The 15146-nt window shown below is 30.4% G+C and carries 14 protein-coding genes; 8 read left to right on the top strand and 6 right to left on the bottom strand.

Features of this window, described 5'->3' with window-relative positions; genetic code table 11:
• Window positions 1-5 precede the first annotated feature (5 nt).
• Window positions 6-1322, top strand: coding sequence for a sulfatase-like hydrolase/transferase (locus MKD41_RS10725; protein ID WP_240242293.1), 1317 nt, complete (start codon window positions 6-8; stop codon window positions 1320-1322).
• On the opposite strand, the gene MKD41_RS10720 is transcribed toward MKD41_RS10725, so the two are convergent.
• The 3 genes from MKD41_RS10720 to ileS form a co-directional block, all read right to left on the bottom strand.
• A complete protein-coding gene (locus MKD41_RS10720) occupies window positions 1312-1920 on the bottom strand; it encodes a lipoprotein signal peptidase (protein ID WP_240245028.1) in 609 nt (202 codons plus the stop codon). The two genes, MKD41_RS10725 and MKD41_RS10720, sit on opposite strands and share 11 nt — an antisense overlap.
• 148 nt (window positions 1921-2068) lie before the next feature.
• Window positions 2069-2446 carry a TraR/DksA family transcriptional regulator gene (locus MKD41_RS10715; protein ID WP_240242292.1) on the bottom strand — a complete coding sequence of 126 codons (378 nt, stop codon included), beginning with the start codon at window positions 2444-2446 and terminating at the stop codon, window positions 2069-2071.
• Between the two features lie 3 nt (window positions 2447-2449).
• Window positions 2450-5857 (bottom strand): isoleucine--tRNA ligase, encoded by a 3408-nt coding sequence (gene ileS / locus MKD41_RS10710; RefSeq protein WP_240242291.1) that lies wholly within the window; start codon window positions 5855-5857, stop codon window positions 2450-2452.
• A 145-nt stretch (window positions 5858-6002) separates the two neighbouring features.
• Between ileS and MKD41_RS10705 the strand changes: the two genes are divergently transcribed.
• Window positions 6003-6893 (top strand): metallophosphoesterase, encoded by an 891-nt coding sequence (locus MKD41_RS10705; protein WP_240242290.1) that lies wholly within the window; start codon window positions 6003-6005, stop codon window positions 6891-6893.
• 119 nt (window positions 6894-7012) lie between these two features.
• Here the strand turns inward: MKD41_RS10705 and MKD41_RS10700 are convergent, their stop codons facing one another.
• Window positions 7013-7753 (bottom strand): TerB family tellurite resistance protein, encoded by a 741-nt coding sequence (locus MKD41_RS10700; protein ID WP_240242289.1) that lies wholly within the window; start codon window positions 7751-7753, stop codon window positions 7013-7015.
• A 147-nt stretch (window positions 7754-7900) separates the two neighbouring features.
• On the opposite strand from MKD41_RS10700, the gene MKD41_RS10695 reads away from it, so the two are divergent.
• On the top strand, window positions 7901-8311 hold the full coding sequence (locus tag MKD41_RS10695; RefSeq protein WP_240242288.1) for a BrxA/BrxB family bacilliredoxin: 411 nt from the start codon (window positions 7901-7903) through the stop codon (window positions 8309-8311).
• Window positions 8312-8375: 64 nt separating this feature from the next.
• Entirely contained in the window at window positions 8376-9029 is a 654-nt protein-coding gene (locus tag MKD41_RS10690; protein WP_240242287.1) for an HD domain-containing protein, read from the top strand.
• Here the strand turns inward: MKD41_RS10690 and MKD41_RS10685 are convergent.
• Both MKD41_RS10685 and rseP read right to left on the bottom strand, forming a co-directional pair.
• Window positions 9026-10282 carry a glycoside hydrolase family 27 protein gene (locus tag MKD41_RS10685; protein WP_240242286.1) on the bottom strand — a complete coding sequence of 419 codons (1257 nt, stop codon included), beginning with the start codon at window positions 10280-10282 and terminating at the stop codon, window positions 9026-9028. The genes MKD41_RS10690 and MKD41_RS10685 overlap by 4 nt on opposite strands.
• Before the next feature lie 134 nt (window positions 10283-10416).
• Window positions 10417-11736, bottom strand: coding sequence for an RIP metalloprotease RseP (gene rseP, locus MKD41_RS10680; protein ID WP_240242285.1), 1320 nt, complete (start codon window positions 11734-11736; stop codon window positions 10417-10419).
• Window positions 11737-11943: 207 nt separating this feature from the next.
• Between rseP and MKD41_RS10675 the strand changes: the two genes are divergently transcribed.
• The 4 genes from MKD41_RS10675 to MKD41_RS10660 all read left to right on the top strand — a co-directional run bounded on the left by MKD41_RS10675 (window position 11944) and on the right by MKD41_RS10660 (window position 15109).
• Window positions 11944-12576, top strand: coding sequence for an SCO family protein (locus tag MKD41_RS10675; RefSeq protein WP_371824261.1), 633 nt, complete (start codon window positions 11944-11946; stop codon window positions 12574-12576).
• A gap of 74 nt (window positions 12577-12650) precedes the next feature.
• Window positions 12651-12878 (top strand): FeoA family protein, encoded by a 228-nt coding sequence (locus MKD41_RS10670; RefSeq protein WP_240242283.1) that lies wholly within the window; start codon window positions 12651-12653, stop codon window positions 12876-12878.
• A gap of 6 nt (window positions 12879-12884) precedes the next feature.
• Window positions 12885-14993: a ferrous iron transport protein B gene (feoB, locus tag MKD41_RS10665; RefSeq protein WP_240242282.1), complete on the top strand. Its 2109-nt coding sequence runs from the start codon at window positions 12885-12887 to the stop codon at window positions 14991-14993.
• A complete protein-coding gene (locus MKD41_RS10660; protein WP_240242281.1) occupies window positions 14993-15109 on the top strand; it encodes a FeoB-associated Cys-rich membrane protein in 117 nt (38 codons plus the stop codon). Before feoB ends, MKD41_RS10660 begins: the two co-directional genes overlap by 1 nt.
• Window positions 15110-15146 lie beyond the last annotated feature (37 nt).

The raw sequence follows: 15146 nt of genomic DNA, 5'->3' as shown, positions 1-15146 counted from the left end.
ATTTTATGAAAGAATTGCTTAGATACTTTATAGTAATACAGCTTATTTTATTTACATCTTGTTCAAGTAGTAATGAAATTGAAGAGGTTATAGATTCAAATCCAGATTCAGCAGAAGAAAATAGTAAACCCAATATTCTTTTAATAATTGCTGATGATATGGGACTTGATGTAACATCTGGTTACAATATTGGGCATCAAACACCTATAATGCCAACAATAGAAAGTATGATAAGCAGTGGTGTAAAGTTTACCAATGTATGGTCTAACCCAACGTGTACACCAACAAGAGCAACGCTTTTAACAGGTAAATACGGATTTAGAACTAATGTTTTAGAAGTAGATGATGAACTTTCTACTTCTGAAACATCAATTCAAAAATATATAAATCAGAATTTAGATGATGAATATAGTAATGCTGTAATTGGAAAATGGCATTTGTCAAAAGATAGTAATCACCCAAGTCAAATGGGAATTGATTATTATGCTGGTTCGTTAGCTGGAAGTTTAAGAGATTATAATAAATGGAGTTTAACTATAAATGGAGAAACCTCCATTTCAACAGAATATAACACAACAAAATATACCGATTTGGCTATAAATTGGATTCAAGATCAAACCAAACCTTGGTTTTTATGGTTAGCTTATACCACTCCACATGAGCCTTTTCATTTACCTCCAACAGGCTTACATTCACTAGGAGATTTACCCACAGATGCAGCAAGTATTGAAACAAATCCAATTCCGTATTATTTTGCAATGATAGAAGCAATGGATAAAGAAATTGGAAGGTTATTAAACAGTATGACTTCAGAAGAAAAAGAAAATACAGTAATTATTTTTATAGGAGATAATGGCACTCCAAATCAAGTAACAGAAGCTTACAATAGTAAAAGGGTTAAAGGCTCTTTATATCAAGGTGGAATTAATGTTCCTATGATAGTTTCAGGTAGAAATGTAATGAGAATTAATGAGACTGAAAATGCATTGATAAATACAACCGATTTATTTGCAACCATAGCTAATGTTGCCGGTGTAAATGTTGATAAAATTAATGATAGTAATAGTTTTTATAAATTGTTATCCAATTCAACTACTCAAACAAGAGAATATGCGTATGCTGAAGATGAATTTAATGTAACTATTAGAAATAATACACATAAATATATGTTGTTTAGCGATGGCTCTGAAGCTCTTTATAATTTAGAAAATGATAATTTTGAAACTATAAACTTACTCAATAAAAATAGGTTGCCTTTAAGTGATTATGATGCAGAAATTAAAACGTTATTAATTGAAAAACTAGCAGGAATTACGCATTAATTTCTTCTTTTGGAAATGCTTTTTTATTAAAAATAATTAAGATGGCAACAGCTGTAGAAATTGCAGTATCTGCTACATTAAAAATAGCATTGAAAAAAGTAAAAGGTTTTCCTCCCCAAATAGGAAGCCACTCAGGCAGATTACCACTCCAAATAGGGAAATAAAGCATATCTACTACTTTTCCATAAAATAATTTTCCGTAAGGTTTTTCGGCAAATAAAGTAGCTACATCATTAGCAGGAGTATCAAAAATAATTCCATAAAAAACAGAATCTATAATATTTCCCATTGCTCCAGCAAAAATTAGTGAAATTGCTATAATTAAAACTTTAGGTGCATTTTTTTTAACTGAAGAATGTAGCCAATACCCAATACCTGCAATAGCAAAAAGTCTAAATATTGTTAAAAATAATTTACCTGATTTACCACCAAATTCTGCGCCCCAAGCCATTCCATTATTTTCTATAAAATGAATGCGAAACCAATCAAATACTACAACATCTTCTCCATATATAAAATTAGTTTTTATATAAATTTTACTAATTTGATCTATCAATAATACGATAACTATAAGGGCAATTGCTTTTTTCAATGTAATTTATTTTAACGAGATGATATAAAATGAGATTATTTAAAATGTAAAAATTTAAACAACCTATATTTCGATTTTGCTTAAATGAAATTTTTGAGCAAAATCGAAATATAGGTATTAATACTTTTAGTAAGTTTTTAATAGCAATAATAATTTATTGCATGTTTTTAGCTTCAATGCTTAATGTAGCGTGTGGAACTAATTTTAAACGTTCTTTTTTAATTAGTTTTCCTGTTACACGACAAATTCCGTAAGTTTTATTTTCAATACGAACTAAAGCGTTTTTTAAATCTCTAATAAATTTTTCTTGACGAATAGCTAACTGTACATTTGCTTCTTTAGACATTGTTTCAGAGCCTTCTTCAAAAGCTTTAAATGTAGGAGAAGTATCATCAGTTCCGTTATTACTATCGTTTTTAAATGAACTTTTTAGCAGTTTTAAGTCTTCTTCTGCCAAAGCAATTTTATTTAGAATAATTTCTTTAAATTCAGCTAAATCTGTGTCGGAATATCTATTTGTGTTTTCGCTCATAACTTACATTTTTTGAATTAATATTTTAGTGTTTACATCATCAAAAGCAATTTCTGTGCCTTTTTCTACTAGTTCCTCAAACACTAACTCGCTGGTTAATGTTTCAGTTTTAATATAATCTTTGTTTGCTTCAATTGAGCTTTCTAAGATATCATTTTTTTGAATAATCAACTTAATTTTATCAGTAACATCAAAACCAGACTCTTTTCTAAGGTTCTGAACTCTGTTAATTAATTCTCTTGCATTTCCTTCTTTACGCAATTCATCTGTAATTGTAACATCTAAAGCAACGGTTAAGCCACCTTGGTTTGCTACTAACCAACCTTCAATATCTTGCGAAGTTATTTCTACTTCCTCTAGTGTTAAATTTACGGTTTTTTCATTGATTTTTAAAGGTATTTCTCCTTGTTTTTCAATAGTTGCAATAGCTTCTTTTGTTAAATTTTGAATTGCTTGAGAAACAAATCTCATATCTTTTCCAAACTTTGGACCTAATACTTTAAAATTAGGTTTTATTGTTTTTACCAATATTCCAGAAGCATCGTCAATTAGTTCAATTTCTTTTACATTTACTTCGGATTTGATTAGGTTTTCAACAGCTAAAATTTCTTCTCTACCAGCTTCATCTAAAATAGGGATCATAATTCTTTGTAATGGTTGACGTACTTTAATCATTTCCTTTTTACGTAACGACAATACCATTGAAGATATTTTTTGTGCTTGTTGCATTTTATGTTCTAACTTTTCATCAACCAATGTAGCATCGTATTTTGGAAATTCGGCTAAATGTATGGATTCAAAGTTTTCTTTACCTGAAACTGATATTAAATCTTTGTAAAGATTGTCCATATAAAATGGTGCAATTGGCGAGGCTAATTTAGCTACATTTAACAAACAGGTATAAAGTGTTTGATAAGCAGATATTTTATCTAGTTCATAATCACCTTTCCAAAAACGTCTTCTACTTAAACGTACAAACCAGTTACTTAGGTTTTCTCCAACAAAATCTTGTATTGCACGTGCTGCTCTTGTTGGTTCGTATTCTTCGTAGAATTTTTCTACATTTTTAATTAATGTGTTTAATTCAGAAAGAATCCAACGGTCTATTTCTGGTCTTTTTTCAATAGAAATTTCATCTTCAGCATAGGTAAAACTATCTAAATTTGCGTATAAAGAGAAGAATGAATAGGTGTTGTATAAGGTTCCAAAGAATTTTCTTCTAACTTCATCAATTCCTTCAATATCGAATTTTAAATTATCCCACGGATTTGCATTTGAAATCATATACCAACGTGTAGCATCTGCACCATATTTGTCCATTGTTTCAAATGGGTCAACAGCGTTTCCTAAACGTTTAGACATTTTTTTACCTTCTTTATCCAATACCAATCCGTTAGAAACAACATTTTTGTAGGCTACAGAATCGAAAACCATGGTTCCAATTGCGTGTAAAGTATAGAACCAACCACGTGTTTGATCTACTCCTTCGGCAATAAAATCTGCTGGGTAGAATTTTTTATCGTCTATAAGTTCTTTATTTTCAAATGGGTAATGCCATTGTGCATACGGCATTGATCCAGAATCGAACCAAACATCAATTAAGTCGCTTTCGCGTTTCATTGGTTGTCCTTTTGGTGAAACTAGGGTAATACCATCAACTACATTTTTATGAAGGTCTATTTTATCATAATTTTCTTCAGACATATTTCCAACCTCAAAATCTGCAAAAATATCACCTTTCATAAGCCCTGCATCAACAGATTTTTGCATTTCAGCTTTTAGTTCTTCAACAGAACCAATAATTAGTTCTTCGGTACCGTCTTCGGTTCTCCAAATTGGTAATGGAATACCCCAATAACGAGAGCGCGATAAATTCCAGTCGTTTGCATTTTTTAACCAGTTTCCAAAACGTCCTTCTCCAGTAGATTTTGGTTTCCAGTTAATAGTTTCATTTAATTCAAACATCCTATCACGTTTGTCGGTTACTTTTATAAACCAAGAATCTAATGGATAGTATAATACAGGTTTATCAGTTCTCCAACAGTGTGGGTAACTGTGACGGTATTTTTCTACGTGAAAGGCTTTGTTCTCTTTTTTTAATTGAATGGCAATTTCAACATCTAGTGAGCGCTCTGGAGCTTCACCATCGTTATAATATTCATTTTTTACATATTTTCCAGCGTATTCGCCCATATGTTTGGTGAATTTCCCTTGTAAATCTACCAATGGTACCGGATTCCCGTTATCATCTAATACCAATAATGGTGGTACTTCTGGACTAGCTTGTTTTGCTACTAAAGCATCATCTGCACCAAAAGTTGGTGCGGTATGTACAATTCCTGTACCATCTTCTGTAGTAACAAAATCACCAGCAATTACTCTAAAGGCATTTTCTGGATTTTGGTAAGGAAGCGCATACGGCATTAATTGTTCGTATTTAGCTTCTAAAATATCTACTCCTTTAAATTCTTTAACAATTATATAAGGAATTTTTTTATCATTTTCTTTATACTCTGAAAGCTGAGCTTCATTTTCAACTGTAAAGAATTTTTTAGTGAATTGTTTTCCAACTAAACTCTTTGCTAAAATTACATTTAGTGGCTTAAATGTGTATTGGTTGTAAGTTTTTACCAATACATATTCTATTTTTTTACCTACGGTTAATGCTGTATTTGAAGGTAAAGTCCAAGGTGTTGTTGTCCAAGCTAAAAAGTGAATATCTCCATCAATATCTTGCAACATTTCTGGTAAGGTGTTTTTTATTGCTTTAAACTGAGCTACTGCAGTTGTATCTGTAACATCTTGGTAGGTACCTGGCTGATTTAATTCGTGAGAACTCAATCCAGTTCCTGCTTTTGGAGAATATGGCTGAATGGTATACCCTTTATATATTAACCCTTTTTTATACATTTCGGCTAATAACCACCAAACAGTTTCCATATATTTTGGTTTGTAGGTTATGTATGGATCTTCCATATCTACCCAATATCCAACACGTTTAGTTAGGTCGTTCCAAACATCGGTATAACGCATTACGGCAGTTCTACACGCTTGGTTGTATTCTTCTATAGTTATTTTTTTACCAATATCTTCTTTGGTAATTCCTAATTCTTTTTCAACACCTAATTCAATTGGTAATCCGTGAGTATCCCAACCAGCTTTTCTTTTTACTTGAAAACCTTGTAAGGTTTTATACCTACAAAAAATATCTTTTATGGTACGTGCCATTACGTGATGAATACCTGGTAAACCATTTGCAGAAGGTGGTCCTTCAAAAAACACAAAAGGTTTATTTTCATTTCTTGTCGCTATACTTTTTTCGAAAATATCTTCCTTTTCCCAAAATGCTAAAGTTTCATCTGCTACCTTAGTGAGGTTCAAACCCTTATATTCTCTAAACTTTTTACTCATTTTTATGCTTTAATTCAATTAGTTTGCGAAATTACGGATTTTATTGAAAATATCATTTTATAAATTGTAAAAAATTAAATACTTAATTGGTTGAATTTAATAGATTTAAATTAAGTTTACATTTGAATTTTTTTTATACCCATATATGATTCAAAATATTATATCTAATTCTTATAAAAATGCTAAAAGAATTCCTTTAAAAAAGGACTCTAAATTTATATTTTTTAGTGACTGTCATAGAGGTGATAATAGTTATGCCGATGATTTTGCAAACAATAGTAATATTTACTACCACGCGTTAAGAAATTATCTAGAAAATGATTTTACCTATGTTGAATTAGGAGATGGTATAGAATTATGGGAGAACATGTATTTTAATGGTATTTTTGAAGCCCATAAAAACTCTTTTATGTTATTGCGCGAGTTTTATTTAAAAAACAAGTTACACATGATTTGGGGAAATCATGATATGATCTTAAAAAGTGCTAAAAAATCATCAAAAATATTAGATACTTATTTTGATAAAATTACGGGAACCGATAAAGATTTACTAAAAGGTTTAGTTTTTGAAGAAGGTATTATTTTAGAACCTGAAGGATTTGAAAAAGATATACTGCTTATACATGGGCACCAAGCAGATTTTTACAACTATGTTTTGTGGAAATGGAACCGTTTTTTAGTGCGAGTTTTATGGAAACCATTACAAATAATAGGTATAAAAGATCCAACAAGCCCTGCCAGAAATTTTAAAGAATTAATTAAAGTAGAACGGAAAATTAAAAAATGGATATTGGCAAATAACAACCAAATGGTAATTTCTGGGCATACACACAGACCTCGTTTTCCAGAACCTAATGAATTACCTTATTTTAATGATGGTAGTTGTATTCATCCGCGTTCTATTACTGGAATTGAGATTGTAGACATGCAAATTTCATTAATAAAATGGCATATTATTTCTCGTGAAGACGGCACTTTACAGATTGTAAAAACTGTTTTAGAAGGCCCAACTGCTATTGAATTATATTTGAAATAAAAAAAGCGCCCCTAGGTACGGGACGCTAATCAAAATCTCGGGATTAATTTGTGTTAACCTACCTAAATTTCTACTAACTATCTTTAAGACACATAATTATTTAATAAGTCACAAAATAATTACAAACCTCTTTCTTTTTGAATTTGTTCGTAAGCTTTTTGTACCTGTTTAAACTTATCTTCGGCACCTTTTACATGTTCTTCACCTAAGTGTTGTAATTTATCTGGATGGTATTTTTTCACCATTTTTCTATAGGCTTTTTTTAGCTCGTCGTTACTGGCAGATTTTTCAATTTCTAGTATTTTATAGGCGCTTTCAGAACTGTCATAAAACATAGCTTTTATAGATTCAAAGTCATGCTGATTTATATATAGGTAACTTGCAATTGTTTTTATTGCATTTACTTCTTCTTCTATAACTGCGCCGTCTGCTTTAGCTAAACCAAATAAAAAGTGAAGTAATTGTAAGCGTGTTGCATGTGTAGTGTGTTGACGAATTTGCATGCATATCTGTCGTGTAGAAACGTTGTTGTTTTTTATAAAACCTTTAAACAGTTTAAATGCATTATTAGCCCTTTCTTCTCCGTACATTTTTCTAAAATGCATGCGGACATAAGATAGTTCTCGTTCGTCTATTTTTCCGTCGGCTTTAATTACAACTGCCGAAAGCAATAATAAACTTATTTCAAAATCTCCCGATTGTGAGTTTCTGCTCGAAGTAGAATAGGCTTTTGCACGTTCAACATCTCCAGCAGTAAAACCTTCGATAAAATTTCCAACAACATATCCTAAAACACTTCCAATTGGGCCTCCAACAGCAAAACCTAGTCCAGCACCAAGCCATTTAATAAAATTCCCCATAATATTTTTTTGAAAACACAAATATACATTGAAATATTAGGATAGTTAAAGTTAACATTGCATAGACTTGTTAAAAATTTAATAAACTTTTAGTAATTAAACTCTTATATTTGCGACAAATTACATCTAACAAAAAAATAAAAATATATGTATCCACCAGAATTAGTAAGACCTATGCAGCAAGAATTAGAAGATGCAGGTTTTATATCGTTACACACAGCTCAAGAAGTTGAACAAGTATTAAAAAGTGAAGGCACAACTTTAGTGGTAGTTAACTCAGTTTGTGGTTGTGCAGCTGGTACTTGTAGACCTGGAGCTATTGCTTCATTAAAATCTGATATAGTGCCAAATAATTTGGTAACTGTTTTTGCAGGAGTTGATACAGAGTCAACTCAAAGAGCAAGAGAATATATGATTCCTTTTCCTCCATCTTCACCGGCTATTGCATTATTTAAAGATGGAACTTTAGTACATATGCTAGAGCGTCATCATATTGAAGGAAGACCAGCAGAAGTAATTGCTTCAAATTTAGCAGGTGCTTACGAAGAGTTTTGTTAAAAATTAAGGACAAATAACCTTTAAATCCGTTTAATTATTTAAACGGATTTTTTATTTTTAAAAAATGAATAAAGAACAGGTAATTGCTAATACTGTAACCTTTGTAAAAAAGACATTAAAAAATGCTGAAGGAGGCCACGATTGGTTTCATATTTTACGCGTTTGGAACAATGCTAAATTAATTGCTAAAACTGAAAATGTAGATTTATTTATAGTTGAATTGGGTGCTTTATTACACGATATTGCAGATTCTAAATTTTATAATGGAGATGAAACCGTAGGTCCAAAAGTAGCACGTGCATTTTTAGAAGCTGAACATGTTTCCGAAGAAATTATACGTCATATTGAACAGATAATAACAAATATTTCATACAAAGGAGGAAATTTTAAACAGACTTTTATTTCGCTAGAATTAAATGTTATTCAAGATGCAGATAGACTTGATGCAATTGGAGCCATTGGCATTGCACGTTGTTTTAATTACGGAGGTTTTAAAAATAGACAACTCTACAATCCAGAGATTGCTCCAAAATTAAATATGTCTAAAGAAGAGTATAAAAAATCGGATAGCCCTACAATTAATCATTTTTACGAGAAGTTATTGCTATTAAAAGATAAAATGAATACAGTTTCCGGAAAAAAAATTGCTGAAGAGCGTCATATATATATGGAGAATTTTCTTCAAAAGTTTTATAGTGAGTGGAATGGTAATTCTTAAATGTTTTTATCTTTAAATTGATAAACATTATAAGGTAAGGCTGTTCCTTTTATTTTTAAAACTACAATTCCATGTGCAGGCACTTCAAAAGAAATTTCTTTATTTGTTGAGGAAGGGTACTCTTTTTTAGACCATAAATCTCGCATGGTATAAGAAGCTGAAGTATCTAAACCAACAGATTCTAAATTAAAAGTAATATTAGTTGTTTTATTAGTTCTGTTTAATAATCCAACAGCAATTTCTCCACTAATAGTTGAAATTAATGGCTTGGCCCAAACTTCTAAATCGCCATAATCAACCATTCGTCTAGCTTGATATACAAATTCGGATTGGTTAAGTGCAATAATTTCTTTATTTGTAATTATTTCAGTAGTTTCATCACTCATTGTAGTTAAATCGTTTCCTAATAAAAGTGGAGATTGCATTAAACACCACATAGAAAAATGTGCTTTATCTTCTTCGTAAGTCATTCCTCTGCCAACTTGTAACATATCCATATCGTTATATTTTCCGTAGGAACTATGCATCCATAAATCGGCATTTAAATCTATAATTGCTAAAATTGAATTGAAGTTATTACTAATATCTCCTGAAATTCTCCAAGAATCTGCAACACGTGTTGCCCAGGTTCCTGGGAATTGCCACCTACAAATATTGTAGATAGTAGAAGGTTTAATTTCTTTAATAATGTTTCCAATTTCTGTGTATCTGGTTTCTTCATCTAAACCTAACCATTCACCACCGCACCAATCTACTTTAATAAAATCGTAATCCCATTCTTTTAAAAATAATGTTAAGTCTTTTCTGTCGTGTCCATACAACCCCATGCCTACACCAATGGTATCTTTATCCCAATAAGAAGCGCAGGTGTTTATTCCTGCATCAGAATAAATTCCTGCTTTTAAACCTTTAGAATGAATATAGTCTGCAAGTGCTTTCATTCCACTAGGAAAACGTTCTTTATGTACCAATAAATTACCATTTTTATCTCTTCCACCAAAAAAACCATCGTCTGTATTTATAAAAGAGTAGCCAACATCTTTTAATCCTTTAGAAACCATTGCATCTGCTTGAGATTTAATAATGTCTTCATTAATATTTACTCTATAATTGTTCCAACTTGCCCAGCCCATTAGTGGTTTTTTAGAAGTGTTTAGTACAGTGTTGTTAGCGTTGTTGGGTTCTTTTATAGTGTTTGTTTGCTTGCAAGCAGATAAGAGAACTACTAAAACAAGAATTATTAATTTTTTCATTATTTGGTTGGTTTTATTGTTGGGTTGATGGTTTAAATATAATAATTTTAGAATTGTACCTGATAAATTAAAACAAAAATCCCGTATTAAAATTAACTATTAATACGGGATTTCTATTAAGTGTTTTTTTTACTTTACTTAGAAAACAACTTTACAACATCATTTCCGTTGGCTAATAGAAGTAGTGCAATAAGAATTAAAAATCCTGTTATTTGTGCATATTCTAAAAACTTATCGTTTGGTTTTCTACCAGTAATCATTTCATACAAAGTAAATACAACGTGACCACCATCTAAGGCAGGTATTGGTAATAAATTCATAAAACCTAGCATAATTGATAAAAATGCTGTGATGCTCCAAAAAGATTGCCAGCTCCAAGTAGCAGGAAAAATGTTTCCAATTGCTATAAAACCACCAATACTTGTTGCTCCTTTTTTTGTAAATACGTATTTAAACTGTGTTATATAATCTTTTAATTTCCAAATTGCTCTTGAGTTTCCAACCGCAATACTCTCTAAAAATGTATAATCTTTATGTTGAAAATCTACATCTTTATGCCTGTAGTTTGAAACACCAATAGTTTTATTTTCATCTGGAACAATTGAAAATGATTCAGATGTTCCATTTCTTTCAACTTCTAGCATTAATGTATCTTCTGTTGAATTTGCAGCAATTTCAGCAAAATCTTGCCAATAGGTAACGGGAGTATTATTTATAGCAATTATTTTATCGTTTTTTATAATTCCAGCTTTTTCGGCAGGAGAACCTACAACTACAGTATCAATTACTGCGTTTGTTCTAACATTAAACGGCTCCATAACTCCGTTTTCCCACATAATACTTCCAATATCTTCTGGAATTGCGATTGTTGCTGTTTCTCCATCTTCATGTAATACTTCTAAAGAAGAAATATCTCTTAGAAATAAAAACATATTTACATCTGTAACATTTTCTGGTTCTTCACCATTAAATTTTGTAATTAAATCGCCATCTTTAAAACCGTATTGTTTAAAGGTTTCGTGTACAGCAAAACCATTTTTTACTCCTTCAGGTTTTACAAAATCCATTCCCCAAACAAAGGTGATCATAATATAAATTACAATACCTAAAATAAAATTAACAGTTACACCACCTAACATTATAATTAAACGTTGCCAAGCAGGTTTAGATCTAAATTCCCAAGGTTGTGCTGGTTGTTTCATCTGTTCAGTATCCATACTTTCGTCAATCATACCAGATATTTTTACATATCCACCTAAAGGAATCCAACCAATACCATAAACAGTATCACCAATTTTCTTTTTAAATAAAGAGAATTTATAATCAAAAAATAAGTAAAATTTTTCTATACGTGTTTTAAATATTTTTGCTGGAATAAAATGTCCTAATTCGTGCAGTACTATCAAAAACGATAAACTTAAAATAAATTGTGAAGCTTTAATCAATATTTCCATAAATGTATTTTCAAAAATCTAAAATCGCACAAATGTACGGTTTTAAAAACTGTTTTAAAAAGCGTTTAAATAAGTTATTAGGTGTTTTAACAAAGTTTTAGAGTAGTTGAGTAACTAATAGGGCTAATTGTTTTAAATTTGTGTTTTAATTTTACAAACAAAATGGATTTAAAATTCTTCAAAAAATCGATTCCTACATTAATTATTATGGCATTTTTTTCTGTGATAATGATTTATGCTATTTATTCATTATTAACTCCTGAAAAACAATTGCCAGTTTACAATCCAGCAGATGTAAATCCAAGATTGGTTGATGAAAGTTTAGTACATATTAGAAGGAATCACAAAGTTTTAGACTTTAAGCTTATAAACCAAAATGGCGATACTATTACTCAAGAAGATTATAAAGATAAAATTTATGTAGCTGATTTTTTCTTCACCCGGTGTATGACTATTTGCCCAGTTATGACCAATAATATTGCAAAATTACAAGATGTATTTATAAATGATGATGACATTAAATTTTTATCACATTCTGTAACTCCTGTTATGGATAGTGTTCCTGTTTTAAAAGAATATGCTATTAAAAAAGGAGTAATTGATGGTAAATGGAATATTACAACAGGGACTAAAAAACATATTTACGATCTTGCTCGTAAAAGCTATTTTGCTGTTTTAGATGAAGGAGATGGTGGTTTGCAAGATTTTATTCATACCGAAAATTTTATTTTAGTTGATAAAAAACGTCAGATTAGAGGTTTTTATGATGGTACTGATAATGCTGATATTCAACGCCTAATTGAAGATATTAAATTACTTCAAAGTCAGTCTAAAAATTAAATGATAATTGTCATTGTTTAGAATCATTCTAATTTAGTATCTTTGTGTTCTATTATTTATAATTAGTCTTAATAATGTTTAAAACTATTGCAAATTTAAAAATTGGAGAGAAAGCTTTTATAGAAAAGCTTTGTTTAGAAAACATTCCATTAAAACTGCTTGAAATGGGTTGTTTGCCAGGAATTGAAGTGCAATTAATTCAGAAGGCGCCTTTGCAAGATCCTTTATACATTAAAGTAAATGGAAGTCATTTAGCAATTAGAAAAGAAACAGCAGAAAAAATAACACTTGTTAACGACTAGAATATAATGAGCTTTAACAATGTGGTAAAAGTTGCTTTAATTGGAAATCCAAATACTGGAAAGACCTCTTTATTTAACCAACTAACAGGATTAAAACAAAAGGTTGGAAACTACCCTGGAGTTACTGTAGACAAAAAACAAGGTTTTTGTAAGTTAGACAATACTACCAAGGCTGTAATTACCGATTTGCCTGGAACTTACAGTATTAATCCAACATCAATGGATGAAACGTTGGTTTTAGACGCATTGTTAAACGATAAAAATGACACTTTTCCCGATGTAGTAGTAGTTGTTGTTGATATTGAGAATATTAAGCGTAATTTACTTTTGTTTTCTCAAATAAAAGATTTAAGAATACCTACGATTTTGGTTGTCAATATGATAGATCAAATGAAACGTAGGGGAATTGAGCTAGATGTACCCTTATTAGAAACACAATTAAAAACCAAAATTGTGTTGGCTAGTGCGCGTAAAAAAATTGGTATCGATCAAATTAAAGCTGCTATTTTAGATTACAAAAAATTAAGTACAGATCCAATATGTAATATTACAGATAGGATTGATAAAGATTATTTTACAAACTTAAAAAATGCTTTTAAAGAGTTTCCATTATATAAATCGTGGTTATTAATTACTCAAGTACAAGAATTTAAATTTTTAACAGAGGAACAAAAAGCACTGGTACTAAAATTTAGAGAGGATTTATCGTGTATAAAACGTTACCAGCATAAAGAAACTATTTTAAGGTATAAAATTATTAATGATATTTTAAAAGAATCATTTATTGTTGATGCTTCTAAAGCAACTGATTTACGTGGAGTTTTAGATAGAATTTTAACACATAAGATTTTTGGATATGTAATTTTTGCATTAATCTTATTATTTATATTTCAAGGTATTTTTAACTGGGCAAGTTACCCAATGGATTTAATAGATACAGCTTTTGCAAATTTAAGTTCTTGGGTAAAAACTGTTATGCCACCTGGGACTTTTACAGATTTAATTTCAGAAGGAATAATTCCAGGTATTGGAGGGGTTGTTATTTTTATTCCGCAAATAGCTATTTTATTTACGTTTGTTACCATTTTAGAAGAAACAGGCTATATGAGCCGTGTGGTATTTTTAATGGATAAAATAATGCGAAAATTTGGAATGAGTGGTAAAAGTGTAATACCATTAATCTCGGGTACTGCTTGTGCAATTCCTGCAATTATGGCTGCTAGAAACATAAATAGTTGGAAAGAACGACTAATTACTATTTTGGTAGTTCCATTTACAACCTGTTCTGCTAGATTGCCAGTTTATGCTATTTTAATAGCCTTAATAATTCCAAATAAACCAGTTTTAGGTATTCTTAATCTACAAGGTCTAACTATGATGGCATTGTATTTATTAGGTTTTACCGCAGCAATTTTATCTTCTATCTTGTTGCATAAAGTATTAAAAATAAATACAAAGAGTTTGTTTGTTATAGAAATGCCAAATTATAAAGTCCCTTTGTTAAAAAATATTTTATACGAAGTAATTGAAAAAACTAAAGCCTTTGTTTTTGGAGCAGGGAAAATAATATTAGCACTTTCAATAGTGTTGTGGTTTTTAGCTTCAAATGGACCGAGTACTTTTAAAAATGCTGAAGAAACTGTTACTGCTAAAGTAGAGAATAAGACAATTTCAAATGAAGAGCTAGATAAAAAAATTGCAGCTTATAAATTAGAAAATTCCTATATAGGGTATATGGGTAAAACCATTGAGCCAGTTATTAAACCTATGGGATACGATTGGAAAATAGGAATTGCATTAATTAGTTCTTTTGCTGCTCGTGAAGTTTTTGTAGGTGCTTTGGCAACTATTTATAATGTAGATAGTGATGATGATGTAAGCACTATAAAACAACGTATGGCTGCTGAAGTGAATCCAGATACAGGAGAAAAGAGATTTAACCTTCCAACAGGGGTTTCATTATTGTTGTTTTATGCTTTTGCAATGCAATGTATTGGTACTTTGGCAATTGTAAAAAGAGAAACTAATAGTTGGAAATGGCCAATATTACAATTAGTTGGTATGGGAATTTTAGCATACGTATCAGCTGCTTTAGCATTTAATATTTTAAGTTAATGCAAGATATTTTAGTTTACATAGCACTTGGATTAGCCATTGCCTTTTTGGTGAAGAAATACTTTTTTAAATCTAAAAAGAAAGGTGGTTGTGGCACCAATTGTGGAAGTTGTTAAAATTAAGTGGAATAAATTATAAAAAAAACTCCAAAAC

This window comes from Lutibacter sp. A64, assembly GCF_022429565.1.
Lineage (GTDB): Bacteria > Bacteroidota > Bacteroidia > Flavobacteriales > Flavobacteriaceae > Lutibacter.
This window is presented reverse-complemented; position numbering and strand designations above follow the sequence as displayed.

Coding starts and splice junctions, on each gene's coding strand:
- rseP (WP_240242285.1), bottom strand. CDS start 11,736: ATGGAAATATTGATTAAAGCTTCACAATTTATTTTAAGTTTATCGTTT.
- ileS (WP_240242291.1), bottom strand. CDS start 5,857: ATGAGTAAAAAGTTTAGAGAATATAAGGGTTTGAACCTCACTAAGGTA.
- MKD41_RS10690 (WP_240242287.1), top strand. CDS start 8,376: ATGAATAAAGAACAGGTAATTGCTAATACTGTAACCTTTGTAAAAAAG.
- MKD41_RS10700 (WP_240242289.1), bottom strand. CDS start 7,753: ATGGGGAATTTTATTAAATGGCTTGGTGCTGGACTAGGTTTTGCTGTT.
- MKD41_RS10725 (WP_240242293.1), top strand. CDS start 6: ATGAAAGAATTGCTTAGATACTTTATAGTAATACAGCTTATTTTATTT.
- MKD41_RS10660 (WP_240242281.1), top strand. CDS start 14,993: ATGCAAGATATTTTAGTTTACATAGCACTTGGATTAGCCATTGCCTTT.
- MKD41_RS10695 (WP_240242288.1), top strand. CDS start 7,901: ATGTATCCACCAGAATTAGTAAGACCTATGCAGCAAGAATTAGAAGAT.
- MKD41_RS10715 (WP_240242292.1), bottom strand. CDS start 2,446: ATGAGCGAAAACACAAATAGATATTCCGACACAGATTTAGCTGAATTT.
- MKD41_RS10675 (WP_371824261.1), top strand. CDS start 11,944: ATGGCATTTTTTTCTGTGATAATGATTTATGCTATTTATTCATTATTA.
- MKD41_RS10685 (WP_240242286.1), bottom strand. CDS start 10,282: ATGAAAAAATTAATAATTCTTGTTTTAGTAGTTCTCTTATCTGCTTGC.
- MKD41_RS10670 (WP_240242283.1), top strand. CDS start 12,651: ATGTTTAAAACTATTGCAAATTTAAAAATTGGAGAGAAAGCTTTTATA.
- MKD41_RS10705 (WP_240242290.1), top strand. CDS start 6,003: ATGATTCAAAATATTATATCTAATTCTTATAAAAATGCTAAAAGAATT.
- feoB (WP_240242282.1), top strand. CDS start 12,885: ATGAGCTTTAACAATGTGGTAAAAGTTGCTTTAATTGGAAATCCAAAT.